This is a genomic window from Methanomicrobium sp. W14, from assembly GCF_017875315.1.
Classification (GTDB): domain Archaea; phylum Halobacteriota; class Methanomicrobia; order Methanomicrobiales; family Methanomicrobiaceae; genus Methanomicrobium.
In genome coordinates this window covers 382,225-398,118 of record NZ_JAGGMM010000003.1, presented here as the reverse complement: position 1 = coordinate 398,118, position 15,894 = coordinate 382,225, and the positions used below count along the sequence as shown (strand labels likewise).

At 44.2% G+C, this 15,894-nt stretch carries 12 protein-coding genes; 8 read left to right on the top strand and 4 right to left on the bottom strand.

Going from position 1 to position 15,894, the window contains the following annotated elements; translation table 11 throughout:
- The first annotated feature begins 90 nt into the window (after nucleotides 1-90).
- From J2128_RS11205 to J2128_RS11195, 3 genes are read left to right on the top strand one after another with little or no spacing between them, the layout of a single operon-like run.
- On the top strand, nucleotides 91-984 hold the full coding sequence (locus J2128_RS11205; protein WP_245323697.1) for a TIGR00269 family protein: 894 nt from the start codon (nucleotides 91-93) through the stop codon (nucleotides 982-984).
- Nucleotides 954-2,711: a TrkA family potassium uptake protein gene (locus tag J2128_RS11200; protein WP_209691519.1), complete on the top strand. Its 1,758-nt coding sequence runs from the start codon at nucleotides 954-956 to the stop codon at nucleotides 2,709-2,711. Before J2128_RS11205 ends, J2128_RS11200 begins: the two co-directional genes overlap by 31 nt.
- Nucleotides 2,711-3,457, top strand: coding sequence for an NAD+ synthase (locus J2128_RS11195; RefSeq protein ID WP_209691518.1), 747 nt, complete (start codon nucleotides 2,711-2,713; stop codon nucleotides 3,455-3,457). Before J2128_RS11200 ends, J2128_RS11195 begins: the two co-directional genes overlap by 1 nt.
- Before the next feature lie 45 nt (nucleotides 3,458-3,502).
- Here the strand turns inward: J2128_RS11195 and J2128_RS11190 are convergent, their stop codons facing one another.
- On the bottom strand, nucleotides 3,503-4,192 hold the full coding sequence (locus tag J2128_RS11190; RefSeq protein WP_209691517.1) for a glucose-6-phosphate isomerase family protein: 690 nt from the start codon (nucleotides 4,190-4,192) through the stop codon (nucleotides 3,503-3,505).
- 2 nt (nucleotides 4,193-4,194) lie between these two features.
- Nucleotides 4,195-5,562, bottom strand: a complete 1,368-nt coding sequence (locus tag J2128_RS11185; RefSeq protein ID WP_245323694.1) for a COG1361 S-layer family protein — start codon at nucleotides 5,560-5,562, stop codon at nucleotides 4,195-4,197.
- Here J2128_RS11185 and J2128_RS11180 point away from each other — a divergent pair.
- From J2128_RS11180 to J2128_RS11165, 4 genes are all read left to right on the top strand, one after another.
- Nucleotides 5,562-6,359, top strand: coding sequence for a TrmB family transcriptional regulator (locus tag J2128_RS11180; protein WP_209691516.1), 798 nt, complete (start codon nucleotides 5,562-5,564; stop codon nucleotides 6,357-6,359). The two genes, J2128_RS11185 and J2128_RS11180, sit on opposite strands and share 1 nt — an antisense overlap.
- 177 nt (nucleotides 6,360-6,536) lie before the next feature.
- Nucleotides 6,537-7,496, top strand: a complete 960-nt coding sequence (locus J2128_RS11175; protein WP_209691515.1) for a hypothetical protein — start codon at nucleotides 6,537-6,539, stop codon at nucleotides 7,494-7,496.
- A 27-nt stretch (nucleotides 7,497-7,523) separates the two neighbouring features.
- Nucleotides 7,524-8,843, top strand: a complete 1,320-nt coding sequence (locus J2128_RS11170) for an NAD(P)/FAD-dependent oxidoreductase (protein ID WP_209691514.1) — start codon at nucleotides 7,524-7,526, stop codon at nucleotides 8,841-8,843.
- A gap of 145 nt (nucleotides 8,844-8,988) precedes the next feature.
- Entirely contained in the window at nucleotides 8,989-10,371 is a 1,383-nt protein-coding gene (locus J2128_RS11165; protein ID WP_209691513.1) for an ATP-binding protein, read from the top strand.
- Here the strand turns inward: J2128_RS11165 and J2128_RS11160 are convergent, their stop codons facing one another.
- Entirely contained in the window at nucleotides 10,372-10,623 is a 252-nt protein-coding gene (locus tag J2128_RS11160) for a hypothetical protein (RefSeq protein ID WP_209691512.1), read from the bottom strand.
- Nucleotides 10,624-10,721: 98 nt separating this feature from the next.
- Nucleotides 10,722-11,873: a helix-turn-helix domain-containing protein gene (locus tag J2128_RS11155; protein WP_209691511.1), complete on the bottom strand. Its 1,152-nt coding sequence runs from the start codon at nucleotides 11,871-11,873 to the stop codon at nucleotides 10,722-10,724.
- 663 nt (nucleotides 11,874-12,536) lie between these two features.
- On the opposite strand from J2128_RS11155, the gene J2128_RS11150 reads away from it, so the two are divergent.
- Nucleotides 12,537-15,758, top strand: a complete 3,222-nt coding sequence (locus tag J2128_RS11150) for a tetratricopeptide repeat protein (RefSeq protein ID WP_209691510.1) — start codon at nucleotides 12,537-12,539, stop codon at nucleotides 15,756-15,758.
- Nucleotides 15,759-15,894 lie beyond the last annotated feature (136 nt).

Below are 15,894 nucleotides of genomic sequence, written 5' to 3'. Positions count from 1 at the left end.
ACTGATTAGATTTTAACAGGCCCTGTTTATTCCCGAAAGTTCTTTGCAGAAATGACATGGGCGAAAGAGTCGTTTTAAGGAGGTTTTACTATGGCAGTGAAATGTTTGAAATGCAATAGGGATGCGGTTATATTTCAGAGATATTCGGGCATGCACTTATGCCGTGAACATTTCACAGCCGATCTTGAAGGCCGTGCGAAAAAGACAATAAGGCAGCACAAATGGGTCTCCCCGGGTGACAGGATAGCTGTTGCGATGAGCGGCGGAAAGGACAGCAGTGCCGTTTTGTATTTCCTGAAGAAGGTTTTCGGGGAAAGAAGGGATATGGAAATATTCGGTGTTACGATAGACGAGGGAATAAAAGGCTACCGCGACCCCTCGTCAGTCTGCGGAATCGCAGAGAAATACGGTGCAAAGTGCTATGTTGCGTCTTTTTCCGAGCGTTTCGGGGTAACACTGGATGATATAGTCAAAAAAAAGGGAGACAAAAACTCCTGCTCTTACTGCGGCGTTTTGAGAAGGCAGATATTAAACAGTTTTGCACGCGAGCTAGGTGCGACAAAGATAGCGATGGGCTTTAATCTTGATGACGAGGCACAGTCGGTATTAATGAACGTTCTTCGCGGGGACTCGGAAAGGCTTCTTAGAAAACAGTCGCCTGCCGAAGGCATGGTCCCGAGAATAAAGCCTTTCATGTATATTCCCGAGCGTGAGGTGGCATTATATGCTTCTTTGTATGTCGAAGGCTATGACGAGCGTGGCTGTCCGTACTCGTACAACGCCCTCAGGGCCGATGTAAGGGAGCTTTTAAACGACTACAACTACCGCCACCCTTCCGCAAAGTATTCACTTGTAAATCTTGGGGAAGACCTGAAAGAAGGCTTAAAAGATGATAATACGAAAATAAGCCGGTGCAGTTTCTGCGGTGAACCTGTTTTCGGTGAATGCCATACATGCAGGGTGCTCAGGGAGATAAAAAAGTGACGCTGAAAAGCTTTATGCAGGAGTTCAGGAATTACCTTTTCAGGGACAGGCTGAGTTTTTACGTGCAGCTTCTTGCCATCCAGGTTATCGTCTATACTGTAATCCTGCATTATTCGATACCGTATCTTGAGGGCGTTGAGCTTTCATGGTCTCAGTCTGCTCTTTTCGTCCTCCAGACCATGACAACCGTAGGTTATGACCTCCTTACTTTCTTCCCGGTTAACAACACCATAACAGTCATCCTGATAATTGTCATCATGTGTACAGGGGTCTTTACGTTTTTGATGATAATTCCGGCAGTCCTGACCCCTTATATCCAGGAAGTATTCAAACCCCTGCCCCCTTCAAGACTTCATGAAAATCTGAAGGACCACGTGATAGTTGCCGGATACAACGAGATATCAAAGTCCCTGGTAGACAGCCTGCTTGTATCACAACTTGATATCGTCCTTGTGGAAGAGGACGAAAAGAAGGGTCTTGACGCTCTTAATTACTACAAAAAGAATAAAAAATCGGTAAAGGTAATCCTGGGAAATTACAACGAAAATGCGACCTGGACCGGTGTCGGTGTGTCTGATGCACGGGACATAATAATATGCGAATGGGAGAAAAAATCGGCGACTATACTTCTCGGGATAAGAAACCGCACCAGGGCCACAATAACTGCAATCGTTGACGACCTCTCATACGAGAGGTACCTCAAATATGCAGGAGCCGATCACGTTATATCCCCGAAGGACTTTACCGGGAAAGTCCTTGCAAGGCACATCTCGCTGACGCCTGAAGTAGACATCCTCTTCCAGGCTTCTGTCCGTAACGGAGAAAAAAGGATTTCAGAAGACAAAAAAAATCCGCTGAAGTTCATATACCTTACTGTAACGGGTGAATGTCCGGTTATAGGCAAAACACTTGACGAACTCTCGCTTTTTGAGACCTACGGCGTTGACCCGGTTTTTATTATGGACAAGGGAAATTTCCACGAACGCGGAGGGGGTGACATAAAGATACAGCGTTCGACGACTCTTTTTCTTCTTGGGCGCTCTGATGCGCTTTCACGTCTCGTAGGAAATATGGTTTCGTGCAGTCCCAAAAAAGAAAGACTTGCCGTAATTTCAGGCTTCGGGGACTTGGGAAGAGTTGTTTATTCTGAGCTTAAGGATGCAGGTATACAGTCGTATGTAATAGACCCGAAGGCTGAAGAGCCTTATGTCATAAAAGGATACGCCCAGGAGGAGTCGGTTCTTATCGACGCCCACATAAATGAGGCTGAAGTATGCGTTGCGGCCGTAAACGACGACGAGGTGAATATCTTCACGACCCTTATCGCAAGAAATCTTAACCATTCCATACATATTCTTGCAAGGGCAAACAAACCCGGGTCCGTCGAAAAACTCTATCGTGCAGGTGCCGATTACGTGACGCTTCTTCCGACTACAAGCGGCCAGATAGCAGCAGGCATAGTTCTTCACAATATAGTATCAGTCCTTCTTGACCTGCCGGGAAACAAAAAAGTCATAATGAAGAAAAGTTCTGTTGAAGGCGGGGTCACCGCAGGATGGTGCGAAAATGCTTCAGGTGCAAAAATTATTGCGGTTGAAGGTAAAGAGGATGCCGCAATAAGACCTTCACCGGATCAGGAGGTCAGACCCGGAGATTGTATAATTGCGTTTGGAGACGTACAGTCACTTAGAAAACTTATTTCGATATTGTCTGGAGGAAAAAAGTAATGGAAAACCTGTGCGAAGGATGTGAATGTGAAAGAATTGAACAGATGATAAGGCACGCCCTCTGGTCTTCCGGAAGAAAAAGGATAGTCGTCGGACTTTCCGGGGGTGTTGACTCTTCTGTCTCTGCGGTTTTGTGCTGCCGTGCGGTTGGTGCTGAGAATGTTTCAGGGTATTTTCTTCCGTCTGTTGTTACACCGGAAAAAGATGTAAGAGACGTTTTGGAACTCTGTGAAAAATTCAAAATTTCCTGTTTTAATGTGTCTATATCAGGGATACTTGATGAATTCAGAAAGATTCCCGGCTATGAGAGCACGCCTTACCTTGACGGGAATTTAATGGCGAGAATAAGGATGACCACCCTGTATTACTACGCAAACCAGAAAGACGCCCTGGTGTGCGGGACGTCAAACAAAAGCGAGTATCTCCTTGGCTACTGCACAAAGCACGGGGACGATGCGGCGGACATCCAGCCTCTCCTGCACCTTTACAAGACCGGAGTTTACAGGATTGCAGAAGAGGTGGGAATACCGGAATCTATAATCAAAAAAGCTCCTTCTGCGGGTCTCTACCACGGGCAGAGCGACGAGGAGGAGATAGGTTTTTCATACGATGAAATCGACAGGTATCTGGTTAACCTTGAGTCAAACGGCTGGAAGCCAGAAAGTGGTTCCGAAAAAGAGATATTAAAAAAGGTGAAATCGGCGCTGCATAAAAGGAACTCCCCGCCGAACCTTATGAAGGACTAAAAAAGAAGAAAAAATTATATTTTTTTTATTTTTCGTGTAATGTTTTTATTTCCCAAGTATTGACGGGTTATTTAAAAATTCCAGGGAGTCTTTTTTTCCTATGAGCGAATATATAGGCTTTTTGTGGTATAAGTTGAGACCCGGGTACTCTTCTGCCTTAACAACTCTTATATCAGGTAATCCTTTCCCGTAATTCGGGTTTTTTACGAACCCGTCGTCTGAAAGTTCATAGTATGCCGCACCGTGCATAAGGATATACTCGGAGTATTCACTTTCAAAGTTGTCAGAGACGATATTCGCCATAATAAGGGTGTCTTCACCAGGGTTTATCGTTACGTGCCCGTATCCCGGGGGAATAAGGGCTACTTCGCCTTCTTCTGCCTCTATTGCGACTATATCATAGTGGTCTTTTGTCTGCAGAAGAAAATGGGCTTCTCCGGAAAGCACCTGGTAAAGCTCCGGGTAACCGCAGCCGCACGGTGCATCAGGGTGATAGTGGCCTTTTGTTTTTACGTATTCCCTGCCAAGAGTGCGTGGCGGAATTATTGTAATATCGTATCTGAGCCTGTTTTCAAAAAGCCACTGAAAATCTTTCCTGCTTTTCGAAAGGCTCCGGTACATAAAATAAAGAGGTTGTTTTTCAGGTGCATCACCTGCATCCTCAAGGACGCACAGCATGTCGCCTACTGTCCGTTCAGCCGGAGAAGGGAGCTCTCCTTCCCAGAATTTATCCATCTTTATTTCTTACGACGTGACCATACAAAATACCCTGCCCCGATGATTACGAAGATGACTATTGTAATTACTATCGGATTTGTAAATATGGCCATGCCTGAGACTTTTGCAATCCCAATCTGCGCTTTCATCGAGTCTGATATTATGCTGTTGTCAAGGGCATCGCGGTAGCGTATTTCGGTATCTATTCCGTAAGTCTTTATTGTAGCGTCGGAGTCTACGGAGACTTCAAATACGGCTTTTGCAGTCTGTCCCGGCTCCATATCGCCAAGGTATGCGGTATCGTCGTTGCTTGTGAAAGGGTCCACAGCCGAGATACGGGCCTGGGCGTTATATGCCGTCGTTGCTCCTGTATTTTTGTAGACTATTGTGATCTCTCCCTTCTGTCCGGGTCTGAGCTGGGCAGGGTCGGATATGATTTCAAAGTCAACTTTTCCGCCGACGTCAATACCTACGGTTTCCGAGTCTGATGTCTTCTGGTCACCGTCGGAGTCTTTGTATTCTGCTGAAACCAAGACCGGGTAGTTTTTGGCTTCTCCTTCGTCAGATACGGATGCTTTGAATGTCACAGTTTTGGTCTCTCCGGGAGCAAATTTTCCTATAAAGACGCTTGCATCGGTCGGGACCACTGCACTTCCGGTTGCTCCCGAGAGTTTTAGAACCGTGTTCTCACCGGTTTCATGACCGACGTTTGTAACGTCCATCGTGATGTAGCCCTCGGTGCCTACATTCATTGAATCAGCGCTTACGTTTGAAACTTCTATCTGGACATCGGATTTGATGTTTATATCAACTGAAAGCGGCTTTTCAACAGTCCTGTAGTTGTATTTTATTGTGTCTGTTCCTGTCTGTTCCGCACTGAAAAGGTACTTGTACTTAAGAGTTACATTCAGCGGGTACTTCCCCGGGCTTGCGTATTTGTCTACCTTTATTTTGAATGAGGCGCTGTCCGAACTTCCTGCTGCAATGTCTCCTATCATCTGCGGGTCTGTTTTGACGGTAATAGGTGCTTTGTTTGCTTCAAGTGAGACCTCTACGAGTTTTGCAGTATCCGGGACGTCATCACGGTCAACTATGTCTGACTGCACTATTTTGAACTCTTTTGTCCCGGTGTTCTGTACTGTGATAGTAATCGTTGTATCATCACCGGGATCAAACTCGTTTGATCCGGATATGGCAACACTCATTTCAGGATTGCCTGAAATATATTTTGTGCCGGCAGAGGCGGGCATTGCCGCAATTACGACACAAATCAGGAATATTGCAAGAATATTTGTGAATTTCATATTCATCATCTCTTTGCTTTTTGGGTGTGTTGTTATTTTTGTGACAACATTTATTAGAACTGTGGATATATATTTGTATGCCAATGATAGATAATCAGCCTGAGTCCGGGAAGATAAGTGAGTCTTTAAAGTCACTGGGACTTACAAAATATGAGGCCCTTGTATATACGGCTCTGTTACAGGTTGACGGCGCAACGGCGTCAGAGATCCACGAAATATCCGGAGTGCCGCGCGCATCTGTATACCCTGCCATAGATAAGATGGTTGTGAAAAACATTGTGAGCGTCTCAAATACGGCACCGAAAAGGTTCAGCGCTGCTCCGCCAGGGGAAGCAGTAAAGAATATGCTGAACTCCATAAAAAGGGATGCAGACGAGGCGTTGGATGCGCTGAACCAGTTGTATGAGTCCCGCAGGGTGCATTCCGCGGAAAGACAGGAGTATATATGGAGTATAACCGGCGAAGAGAATATCTCGGCAAAGTTAAGGGAAATCGTACTTTCGGCCGAAGAGGAGGTCTTTGCAATATGCAGGTCCGCTGTTTTCAGGGAGTCTGTCCTCAGCATACTCAAAAATTTTAAGGGAAATGTGCGTATTGAAGTTGTTACTGACAGGTGGGAAGGTGCAGTTCCGAAAAATTCCTCTGTGCTCGTTTTTGATGAGCATAAGCCCCAGAGCCAGAATGCAGGCAATCTGTCAGGTGCATACATAATAGACAGAAAAAAGGCGCTTCTTATTATGGACTCAAAATCGGGGGACAAGAATATAAACGCTCTTTACTCTGAATCATACGGTTTTGTCCATTTCTTCATGACATACCGCAGTTTTATCTGTAAGCACCTGAAAAATCTGGGCGATGCGAAAGTATTTTCACAGGACTGAACCGTCTTTATTTTTCTGTCAGACAGGAGTCTGCCCGGAAACGGCACTGCCGGTTCATGCTTTTTTAGCTTTTTTCAACTAAAAATTGTATTTTTAACCTTATCTCTTAAATCCGGGTTACTATCCTGTTCGCAATAGAAAATCTAATTCGTTGTTAGGTTCTTATAGGATATTCAGATGATAAAAGAACGGGCTGTTAGTGCGGTAAAAAATATTCTGGAGTCAGCCTCGTTTGAAGTTGACGAGGGTTCCGGAGGAATAGATCTGACTGCATACGGAGGTAATGACTGCCTTGTCGTTCTCTGTTCCGACGATGCTTCTGAAATAGACTATTTTACGAGCAAAAGGTTTAAAGTCCAGCTTGAGGACTGCGTTGCCGAATGCAAAAAACTGCTTTTTACAATGAAGAGCGGTTTAAACGTAAATAACTGCATCATGTGGGGATATGAAGATCTGGCAAAGTACGCAGGGCAGGCGACTGTTGCAGATGTCCTTGGGCAGACTCTTGCACTTGACCTTGCCGGGGGCTCTTCAGCAGGGCAGTCAGGTAACAGTGACTACTTCGAATCGTCTTATGACGACTACGGACCCGAACTTTTGTGCCTTCCGGCGTCAGTGTCAGACGACAGGGCAAGAAGGATTGCAGGGATAAAGGGTGAACTTAAAAGGGTATTTGTGCCTCATTTCCTGTACAGGTGTGAAAGCACTGGAGAAAAAGTGTTCAAGTCCCATGTTATAGATTTTAATTATTCTGAAACCGGGCTTATAAACGGTGTTTCTGGGGATAAACAGGATATTGAGACCGAAGAGCTTGAAAAGGCCGCACCCGAGAGGAAAAATGTTCCCGGAGATGCAAAGGTTGTCGATGCAAAAATTAAGAAAAATGAAATTCTGGATGATATAAAGGATAAAATCGCAAAAGACCTTACAAAGACCGTCCGTGTAAGTACATCAGAAGGTGACACGATATCCTATGAAGACGTTAAGGTCTCTCCGGACAAGGACAAGATAAATATTAAGGTCGACCTTGTCTATCTGCCGGTAATACAGATCCGCGGGGACAAGGTTGTGGAAATAAACGCCTTTACCGGAAAAATACTTAAAGAACCTATGGATGACGGTGTAGAACTTCTTTAACTTTATTTTTTGGAGGGTTTTGAATTAATGATAACAGTTATAGGAGGAGGACCTGCCGGAAGGTTTGCTGCAATACACCTTGCAGGGGCAGGTGAAGAGGTACGTCTTATTGAAAGAAGAGGGAAACTCGGCGGTCAGTGTCTTCACCAGGGCTGTATGGTTATATGCGGCCTGAATGACTGTGCCAGGCTTATTGACGAGTCTGAGAAACTCGGCCGCCTGAATGTTCTTAAAAATCACCCCGGGGTATCCCTTCCTGACCTTTGGGATGAGATGAATAATATACAGGCCAAGATATCAGATATTCTTGACAGGGAGACAAAGGGTGCAGGTGTTAGCGTAACTGATGCAGAAGCGTTTGTTGACGGCAGTACAGTTACAGTCAACGGCGAAATCTTATCCTCCGAAAGCGTTCTTATTGCGACAGGATCAAAACCTTTTGTTCCGGATATCCCAAATAGCAATCTTCCCGGGGTTTATACCCCGCATACAATATTTAATATGAGAAATATCCCCAAAAAACTGGTGATAGTGGGAGGCGGTGTAATTGCAGCCGAATATTCCTATATATTTTCAATGTTCGGCTCAGATGTGACCGTTGCTTCAAGAAGTCAGTTTTTAAGGGGCAAACCAGACCTTCTCAGAAGATCGGCCTTAAAAGACCTGCATAAAGTCTCGATAAAAGAGTACACGCTGGTAAGAAATATATCCGGTAAGGAAAGGGCAGAATCGGTTTTTCTTGAAAGCGGTGGAGAAAAAATGGAATTTAAATGTGATGCTGTTCTTTTTGCATCCGGCCTGACTCCCAATACTGGCAATATCACTGGTATAAAGAAAGGGGAGCACGGAGAGATTATAATAGACGAAGGCTACAGGACAAACTGCAAAGGAGTCTATGCCGCGGGTGATGTCACGGGAAGAGTTTTCATGACACCTTATGCAAGAATGCAGGGAATAAACGCTGCAAGAAGCATCCTTGGGGAAAAACCCTTAAAAATTCCGGAATATATCCCGCAGTCCCTGAAACTGTTTTATGAACACTCATACTGTAACGGGAATACTGAAAATACGAGTTCTGTTAGTATTCCCTCGCCTTCAGGACCCGGCTCCTTCTGGTCGGTTCCTGAAAAGAACACCGGAAATGCAATGATTAACGTCGACAGAAAGTCCGGTGACATTAAGGGGATGTATCTCGGCTCTCCCTCATCTTCAGTCGTTGCGGCGTATATGGGATATCTGATGGAGAAGGGCCTTAATGTATCTGACTTTGAAGATTTCGTCGAAGTTCACCCTTCAACAGATGGTGTTTACGGCCTGATAAAATATGCCTACTCCCTTTTGAAGTGACGGCTTTGGCGCTTCTAAGGGGAAAAACATTTAACTGTCTTTTTTTGACCTGTACGCCTTTGCATCGTCTTTTCATCTAAGCAAGCAGTCTGAAAAGTTGCAATTAAAAAAGTTTATTGATAAAACTGCCAATAGAGAAAGCAGGATGCATAAATATACTCTTTCAAAAGCCTTTGAAAACGAAACTTTTGCAACTTATCTGTCTGTTGCGGTTGTAATCCTGTTGTTTCTGATGATGGAGATTACCTACCAGATAATTTTTGAAAATACGATTATGGTATTGTCTCATATTTTCTATTTCCCTGTAATAATCATCTCTTTTCTCTACCCCAGAAGGGGGGTTGTAATATCCACAGTTCTTTCGGTCTTATACCTTGCATTTGCGTATATTTTTATATCACCTGACATTTACGGGATTGTCTCGGCTACGATGCAGTTCTACGTATATGTAAGTATTTCTGTCGTTGTTTCGGTAATTTCCGACAGACTCATGTCTGACAGAATAAAGTTCAGGACTCTTTTCGATTACTCGGAAAACGGCATATGCGTTGCTGAAAAGGACTCAGGAAAAATAATCGAGATGAATAAAAAATTTTCATCTCTCCTTGACAGATGGGGTTTTTCCGAATCAGAAAAGAGTATTGCCGAACTGTGTGGTAACATGGATTCGTGCGACGAATTTCTTTCAAATTTTTACGAGAGAAATTCGGTTGAAAATTACGAGATGAAAATCCGTGCGAAAGACGGAAATGATGGATATGCCCTTGTATCAGCATCGAATATACCCGGCGGAAAAATCGTTATGACCCTTACCGATATTACGGAAAGGAAAACGGATGCTGAAAAGATAATGAGTCTCAACGGGGAGCTTAAAACAGCAAACGATGAGGCAAACCTTTACATAGACATAATGGCGCATGACATCAACAATGCAAATACCGCAGCGCAGGGTTTTGCGGAGCTTCTTGGAGAGAATATAACTGAAGATGACAGGCCGTATTTTGACAAGATGCTGGCCGGGATAAAGCAGAGCAGCAACATCATCGATAAAGTGATAAAGGTAAGGGAGATTCACAGCATTGATAATACACCTGTAGTGTGCTCTCTTGACAAATCTGTAGATGACGCCGGGAAAAAACTTGGAATCAAAGTGAATTATAGTCCTAACGGGATTTATGTCATGGCGGGGGTATTTCTTTGTGATCTTTTTTGTTACATATTCGAAAACAGCCTTGCCTTTTCAAAAGGTAATGCCGTAATTGACGTGAATGCAGCCGAAAAGGGTGAACTCATTGAAATTTCCGTGACCGACGACGGCCCGGGAATTCCTGACAGCCGGAAAAGTACCCTGTTCTCAAGATTTCAGCCCGAAAACAACAGCAGAAAGGGCAGGGGTCTTGGTCTCGGGCTCTGCTGGCTTATTGCCGATGCTTACGGCGGAAAGATTGAGGCGAAGGATGCAAAGGAAGGGGACTATAAAAGCGGCCTTAAAATAATAATTACACTGAAAAAAGCGGTTTTGGTATGATTATCTGCCTTTCTGGGCTTCAATCCATTCAAAGATTATCCTTTTGAGCTCCTCTTTTGTTGTGTCCTCGTGCAGATAATACCTGAGATAATACTCAAGGTCATCAAGTGTGGGATGGATTATATTGTTCAGTATGTCATCTGCCGTGGCGCCCCTTTTGTTTTCCGAGCGTTTTAATAGCAGTTCGTTGAGGTGGTGCATTTCGCACGTCTCGTCCAGAATATTCTCAAGGTTTTTATTGCACCAGTCCATTTTTGAAGTCCAAATTATATTTTAACGATGATTCTGCAAAAAGTCTGTATCTGGTTTTATTAATTGAATAAAGGATTTTTTATTGCCCCTAAATTCTTTCAGATATCCTGTCTGTCCTGCGTATTTTTGTCACCTTCACTGCTTCCCGGAATTACTGTGTCGTTTGTATGGTTAAAAAGCATTTTATACCGGTTCTCACTGTTTTTAAGCTTTTCAAGGGCTTTTATCCTTATGATTACGTTTGCGGTGATTGCAGCCGCGGACTCTGCCTCCGCGATAAGCCATTTTTCGAATTCAGTCTTCTTTTTTGACACCAGTATTATTGCAGCGAAGAACTGGTCCCTGCTCTTGACTGATATTATGGCTATTGATAAGATTTTCCTTTTTTCAAGGTTATTTACTTCATTCGGGGGGAATATATCAAAATCATTGCTGTTAAGGTAGTAATTTCTTTCTGATATGATATTGTAGAATGCAGAATCCTTCTCTATTTTACGGTATATATTCAAGAATCTCGTTTCACTCCCGTCAGGCAGGAAAAGATCAAGGTCCCCTGTCGTATCGTTTACAAGGTAAATTCCGCCGGATTCCATATTCAGAATAGCCATTACTGTCTTAAGCGAAAGTGGAAGTGCGTCATGGTAGGTTATTGCCGATGAAAGCTTCCAGCCAAGGTCTTTCTGGAGGTCTACGATATCCTCAAATTTTTTTCTTTCGGTGTTGTCCTTAAGTATGACAGCAAGACCCGGCTGCCCGTCGTAGAAGACCACCGGGATGATTTTCATGAAAAAACATCTGACTTTGTTTTTCTTTTTTATAAATATCTCTTCAGCGATTATATTGCCTGAAAAAGCCTCTGAAATCCCCGAAATAATGTCTCTTTCACCTTTCTTTGTCGTAAAAAGTTCATCAGGGTAAAGGCCGGTGACTTCATCAAGACTTCTGTCAAGGAAATCCAAAAGCGGCTTGTTTGCGTTGAGTATTCTGTCGTCGCATCCTACTATAAGGACCAGGTCTGAAGTGAAATCAAGCATTGCGGATACAGGGACCCTTTTTGAAAGAAAATACACTTTCGCCTGACCATATGGCTTCATATCAACCATTCCCGCCGTTTTGAGAACATCCAGATATCTTGCCGCAGTTATTCTGTTCATCCCTATAGCTTCTGATATCTGCCTCAGTGACATCCCACGTGGATTTTTTTTCAGAAGATTTAGTATTGCTGCATTCTCGGGACTGTCAGGAATCATTATATTTTAAAGGTTATTCTTTTGCAACATATAAAGGCATTTGGGAAATGGATAAATACAGCAATTCTGTGTTGATCAATCCTATAGATTATCCAATAACAAAATGTATATATAGTATTGAGTCAACATTATTTTTGTGCATGAGGATGTGTAACACCTTATCCCTGGCATGCATAAGTAAACTGACACAATAATTTGACACAATAAGTTATTCGTTAATCCCCATGATCAATCCCCCCAAAACCCCATCATCACTTAACGGATACAGTTTGCCTCAATGCAAGGAATTGCCCTGGTAAGGGATGCCGGAAGATTTTCCCCCCCCAGAAGAATCCTAAATGTTTCCCCCCCATAAAGGGTTCTTAAATTCCGGCCGACATCCATCATGGCACGGCTTTTTGGCCTTAAATGGAAATATAAATGGTTTTATCTGTTTTCAACTGTTTCACTTTAACGCTTATACGGATTTATTTTTTTCAAAATCACTGTCAAAACAGAAATCCTGATGTTTTTTATGCCGGCTGTTCATTCAGTCTGTCTGAGGCAAGTTATTTTTCTTCATAAGAGTAAACATTAAAGATTATATTTCAGGCGCCAATATTATGATGCCTAAAATACATAGATAAACCCGGATAAGAAAAAGCTTTAGGAGTCTGCACTATTATGGCGATCTTTGACAGAATAAAAGGGCAGGGGAGTAATCCAAACCCCTGGATTGACAAGGCTGCATCACTTTTTGATCAGGGGAAATATGCGGGTGCAGTAAAGAATCTCGAAAAAGCTCTGGAAATTGAGCCTGAAAACGGATCTTTATGCTACAGAATGGGCACAGCGCTTATGCACCTTTCAAAATTTGACGAAGCTGAAAAATACTTCAAGCGGGCTGTCGCGGCATCGCCTGAAAATATGAATGCATGGCAGGCACTTGGAAATTCCCTTTACGAATCGAGGGACTTTTCCAGTGCAGTGCAGTGTTTTGACAAGGTGCTTTCATCGGACCCGTCTGTACTGGATATCTGGTACAAAAAAGCAGACTCCTTCGAATATCTTGGCAATTTCGCCGGTGCAGCGGAATGTTGTGAAAACATCCTCGGACTTGAGCCTTCAAACGTTGATGTAATGGAAAAGCTTGGCACTCTCTGTATGAGAACAGGCGATTTTGACAAGGCCGTGGAAGTGTTTGGAAAGGTCCTTTCATCAGACTCCGAAAATGTATTTGTAATGATAAAAATGGGTGAAGTCCTTGAAAAACTTGGAAAATCCGAGGAAGCCCTTGGATTTTACGATGTCGCCTTAAGGACCGCCCCATCGGATACGTCTGCTGTCTACCACAAGGCTTCTTTGTGTGAAAGACTTGGCAGATACTTTGAAGCTGCCGAAATCTACAGGAACGCAGGTCCTGACATGCCACCTGATGCAGTCGCCGCATTCAACAGGGCAGTAAACCTTGTCTGGAGCGGTTTATATTCTGAGGCTGTTTTCTCCCTTGAGATTGTCCTGAAAAAGAACCCCGCGGATATATCGGCATGGCACATGATGGGAATCTCACTCGAGCATATGGGAGAGTATGAACGTTCTGTCGTGTGCTTTGACAATATACTGAAATACGCCCCTGACAGTTCCGCTGCATGGTACCAGAGAGGAATGTGCCTTTCAAAGCTTGGCAGGTACAACGACGTGATGAACAGCTTTGAACATGTGATGAAAGGTAGTGCCGACGGCGGTGTCAACTGGATAAACAATAATATAGACTTAAGCCTTTTTGAAAAACAGGCGGCAGATGTCCAGTCAAAGCTCAACATTGATGTAAAAGAGTCAAGAATGCTTGAGATGCAGGGAGAAGCGCTTATGCACCTTGGGAGATTCGAGGAAGCGTTTACATGCTTCTCCAAACTTGTCGAGTCCCGGCCTGACAACATCAATGCGTGGCGCAACAGGGCTGATGCTCTTATAAGCCTTGGAGAATACGCCGGTGCAGCCGAATCCATAAATCATGTTCTGGAAAAATTTCCGGATGAAACTGCCCTGTGGGAGAAAAAGGGCAATACCCTGATGCATATCGGGGACAGCGAAAAGGCGGCTTCATGCTTTGAAAAGGTCGTGGAATCAGACCCTTCCAATGTGGGGGCATGGCAAAAACTTACTGAAGCCAGGCTTAAAATGGGTCTTTTTGAAAAAGCCCTTGAAGGTATGGATATTATTTTGTCAAAAGCTCCAGGCGACGATTCGGTAAGAAGCAAAAAGGCGGAGATTTTAATGTCCGAAGGGGACTATGATCAGGCGCTTGAAATCCTTGAGCCGATTATGCAGAAGGGTGGAAGTGATGTCAGTGCATGGAGGAATTATATCACCGCTCTTGATATGACAGGCAGGTACGATGAAGCCGTATCCGCAATAGAGAACCTTGAAAGCGCAGGGGTTGCGGACTCTTTTCTGCTCTGTCAGAAAGCTGAAATTTATGAAAAGTCAGGGAATATCGAGGGCTCTGTTGAGGCATATTCGGCAGCCTTTGAGATTGACCCGGAGAGGGAAGGTCTTTCCCTCTCGCTTGCAAACAGCCTGAAGCTTCTTGGACGGTATGAGGAAGCCTCAAAAGCTTTCGAACATTACGTACGTGCAAACCGTGAAGATGCGGCCGGATGGAGGGAGCTTGGAATAACCCTCAGGCGTACAGGAAGTCTTGAAAAAGCTTCAAAATCGTTCCAGAAAGCTGCCGGGTTAAACCCCGGCAACACGGGTATACTTCTTGACCAGGCCCTTTTGATGCTTGAAGTGGGGGATTTCAGCAATGCCTGTGATGTTTTTGAGAGGATTCTTGAACTTTCACCTGAAAATAAAGTTGCAAAACGCAATTATCCGTTTGCCCTTTCAGGAGCAAAGAGGACCAAAGAGGCTGTAAAGGAGTTCGGGAATTTTCTGGAGACTGACGATGACGACATAGCTGCAAGACTTGAAGTTGCGTCACTGTGCGAAAAAACCGGGGACTTCGAGCTCGCTGCAGGCCATTACGCCGCAGTGCTTGAAGACAATGAAAAAGACCTCAACACATGGATTAAGCTTGCAAAAGTCCTTGCTGTTATGGGGAGGTACGAAGACTGCATAGAGGCATGCGACAGCATATCTGAAAACTACCCTGACAATTACACCGCAAACAGGATGAAGGGAGACATGCTTTTCAGGCTTGGCAGGTTCGAAAAGGCATCAGAAAGCTACAAAAAAGCTCTCGAAGGAGATCATCAGGACAAGGCGACGCTTCTTTTGTGCGCAGAGTCTTTGCTTAAGGCGGGAAAATACAAGGAGAGCCTTCAGAACTATTCGGCTGCGCTTGAGGACTCCGAAGGTGATATCGAAAGCTTCTTCCAGTGTGCGACGGCGCAGATGCATATGGGGGGATATGAAAAGGTTCTGCGGTTTATCGGGCGTGTCTTAAAAGAAAAACCAGAACTTTCAGGAGCTCTTCTTATTCAGGCAAATGCCTATGAGAGAATAGGGCAGTATGAAGAGGCCCTTTCAAACTACGAGGCCGCAATAAAGACTGACCATAAAAACCCGGCGTTATGGGATGCACGCGGCATGCTTCTCGTCAACCTGGGAAGGTACAACGATGCCGGCAAATCGTTCGAGCGTTCGATAGAGATGGGTTCGACATCCTCTGCAAGCTGGTACGGCAAAGGCCTTGCACTTGAGCAGCTTGGAAAGCATGAGGCTGCAATAGAGGCATATGATCAGGTTTTGTCCATGAATCCCGGGGATGCTGCAGCTTCATACCGTAAAGGCATATGCTTAACAAAGCTCGGCAGGTACAGGGAGGCATCGGAGTGCTTTGAAAAAACGGCAAGAGCTGAAAAGGCTTCTGGTTTCGAAGAAGAGAAACCTGATCTTTAATTCGTTTTATAAAAAATATTTTTATCATCCCAAAAAATCTCTGAAAAATAATACCTTCTTTTTGCCCCCCGGGGAAAAATGGATATCTGTTTAGAGGGCCTGTTTTAAGGTGTTTTTTAATTATTGAATTTTTTGT

Bases quoted from the DNA above. Each gene is read 5' to 3' on its own strand.
- J2128_RS11190 (WP_209691517.1), bottom strand. From the start codon at position 4,192: ATGGATAAATTCTGGGAAGGAGAGCTCCCTTCTCCGGCTGAACGGACA.
- J2128_RS11170 (WP_209691514.1), top strand. From the start codon at position 7,524: ATGATAACAGTTATAGGAGGAGGACCTGCCGGAAGGTTTGCTGCAATA.
- J2128_RS11200 (WP_209691519.1), top strand. From the start codon at position 954: ATGCAGGGTGCTCAGGGAGATAAAAAAGTGACGCTGAAAAGCTTTATG.
- J2128_RS11205 (WP_245323697.1), top strand. From the start codon at position 91: ATGGCAGTGAAATGTTTGAAATGCAATAGGGATGCGGTTATATTTCAG.
- J2128_RS11180 (WP_209691516.1), top strand. From the start codon at position 5,562: ATGATAGATAATCAGCCTGAGTCCGGGAAGATAAGTGAGTCTTTAAAG.
- J2128_RS11195 (WP_209691518.1), top strand. From the start codon at position 2,711: ATGGAAAACCTGTGCGAAGGATGTGAATGTGAAAGAATTGAACAGATG.
- J2128_RS11160 (WP_209691512.1), bottom strand. From the start codon at position 10,623: ATGGACTGGTGCAATAAAAACCTTGAGAATATTCTGGACGAGACGTGC.
- J2128_RS11175 (WP_209691515.1), top strand. From the start codon at position 6,537: ATGATAAAAGAACGGGCTGTTAGTGCGGTAAAAAATATTCTGGAGTCA.
- J2128_RS11150 (WP_209691510.1), top strand. From the start codon at position 12,537: ATGGCGATCTTTGACAGAATAAAAGGGCAGGGGAGTAATCCAAACCCC.
- J2128_RS11155 (WP_209691511.1), bottom strand. From the start codon at position 11,873: ATGATTCCTGACAGTCCCGAGAATGCAGCAATACTAAATCTTCTGAAA.
- J2128_RS11165 (WP_209691513.1), top strand. From the start codon at position 8,989: ATGCATAAATATACTCTTTCAAAAGCCTTTGAAAACGAAACTTTTGCA.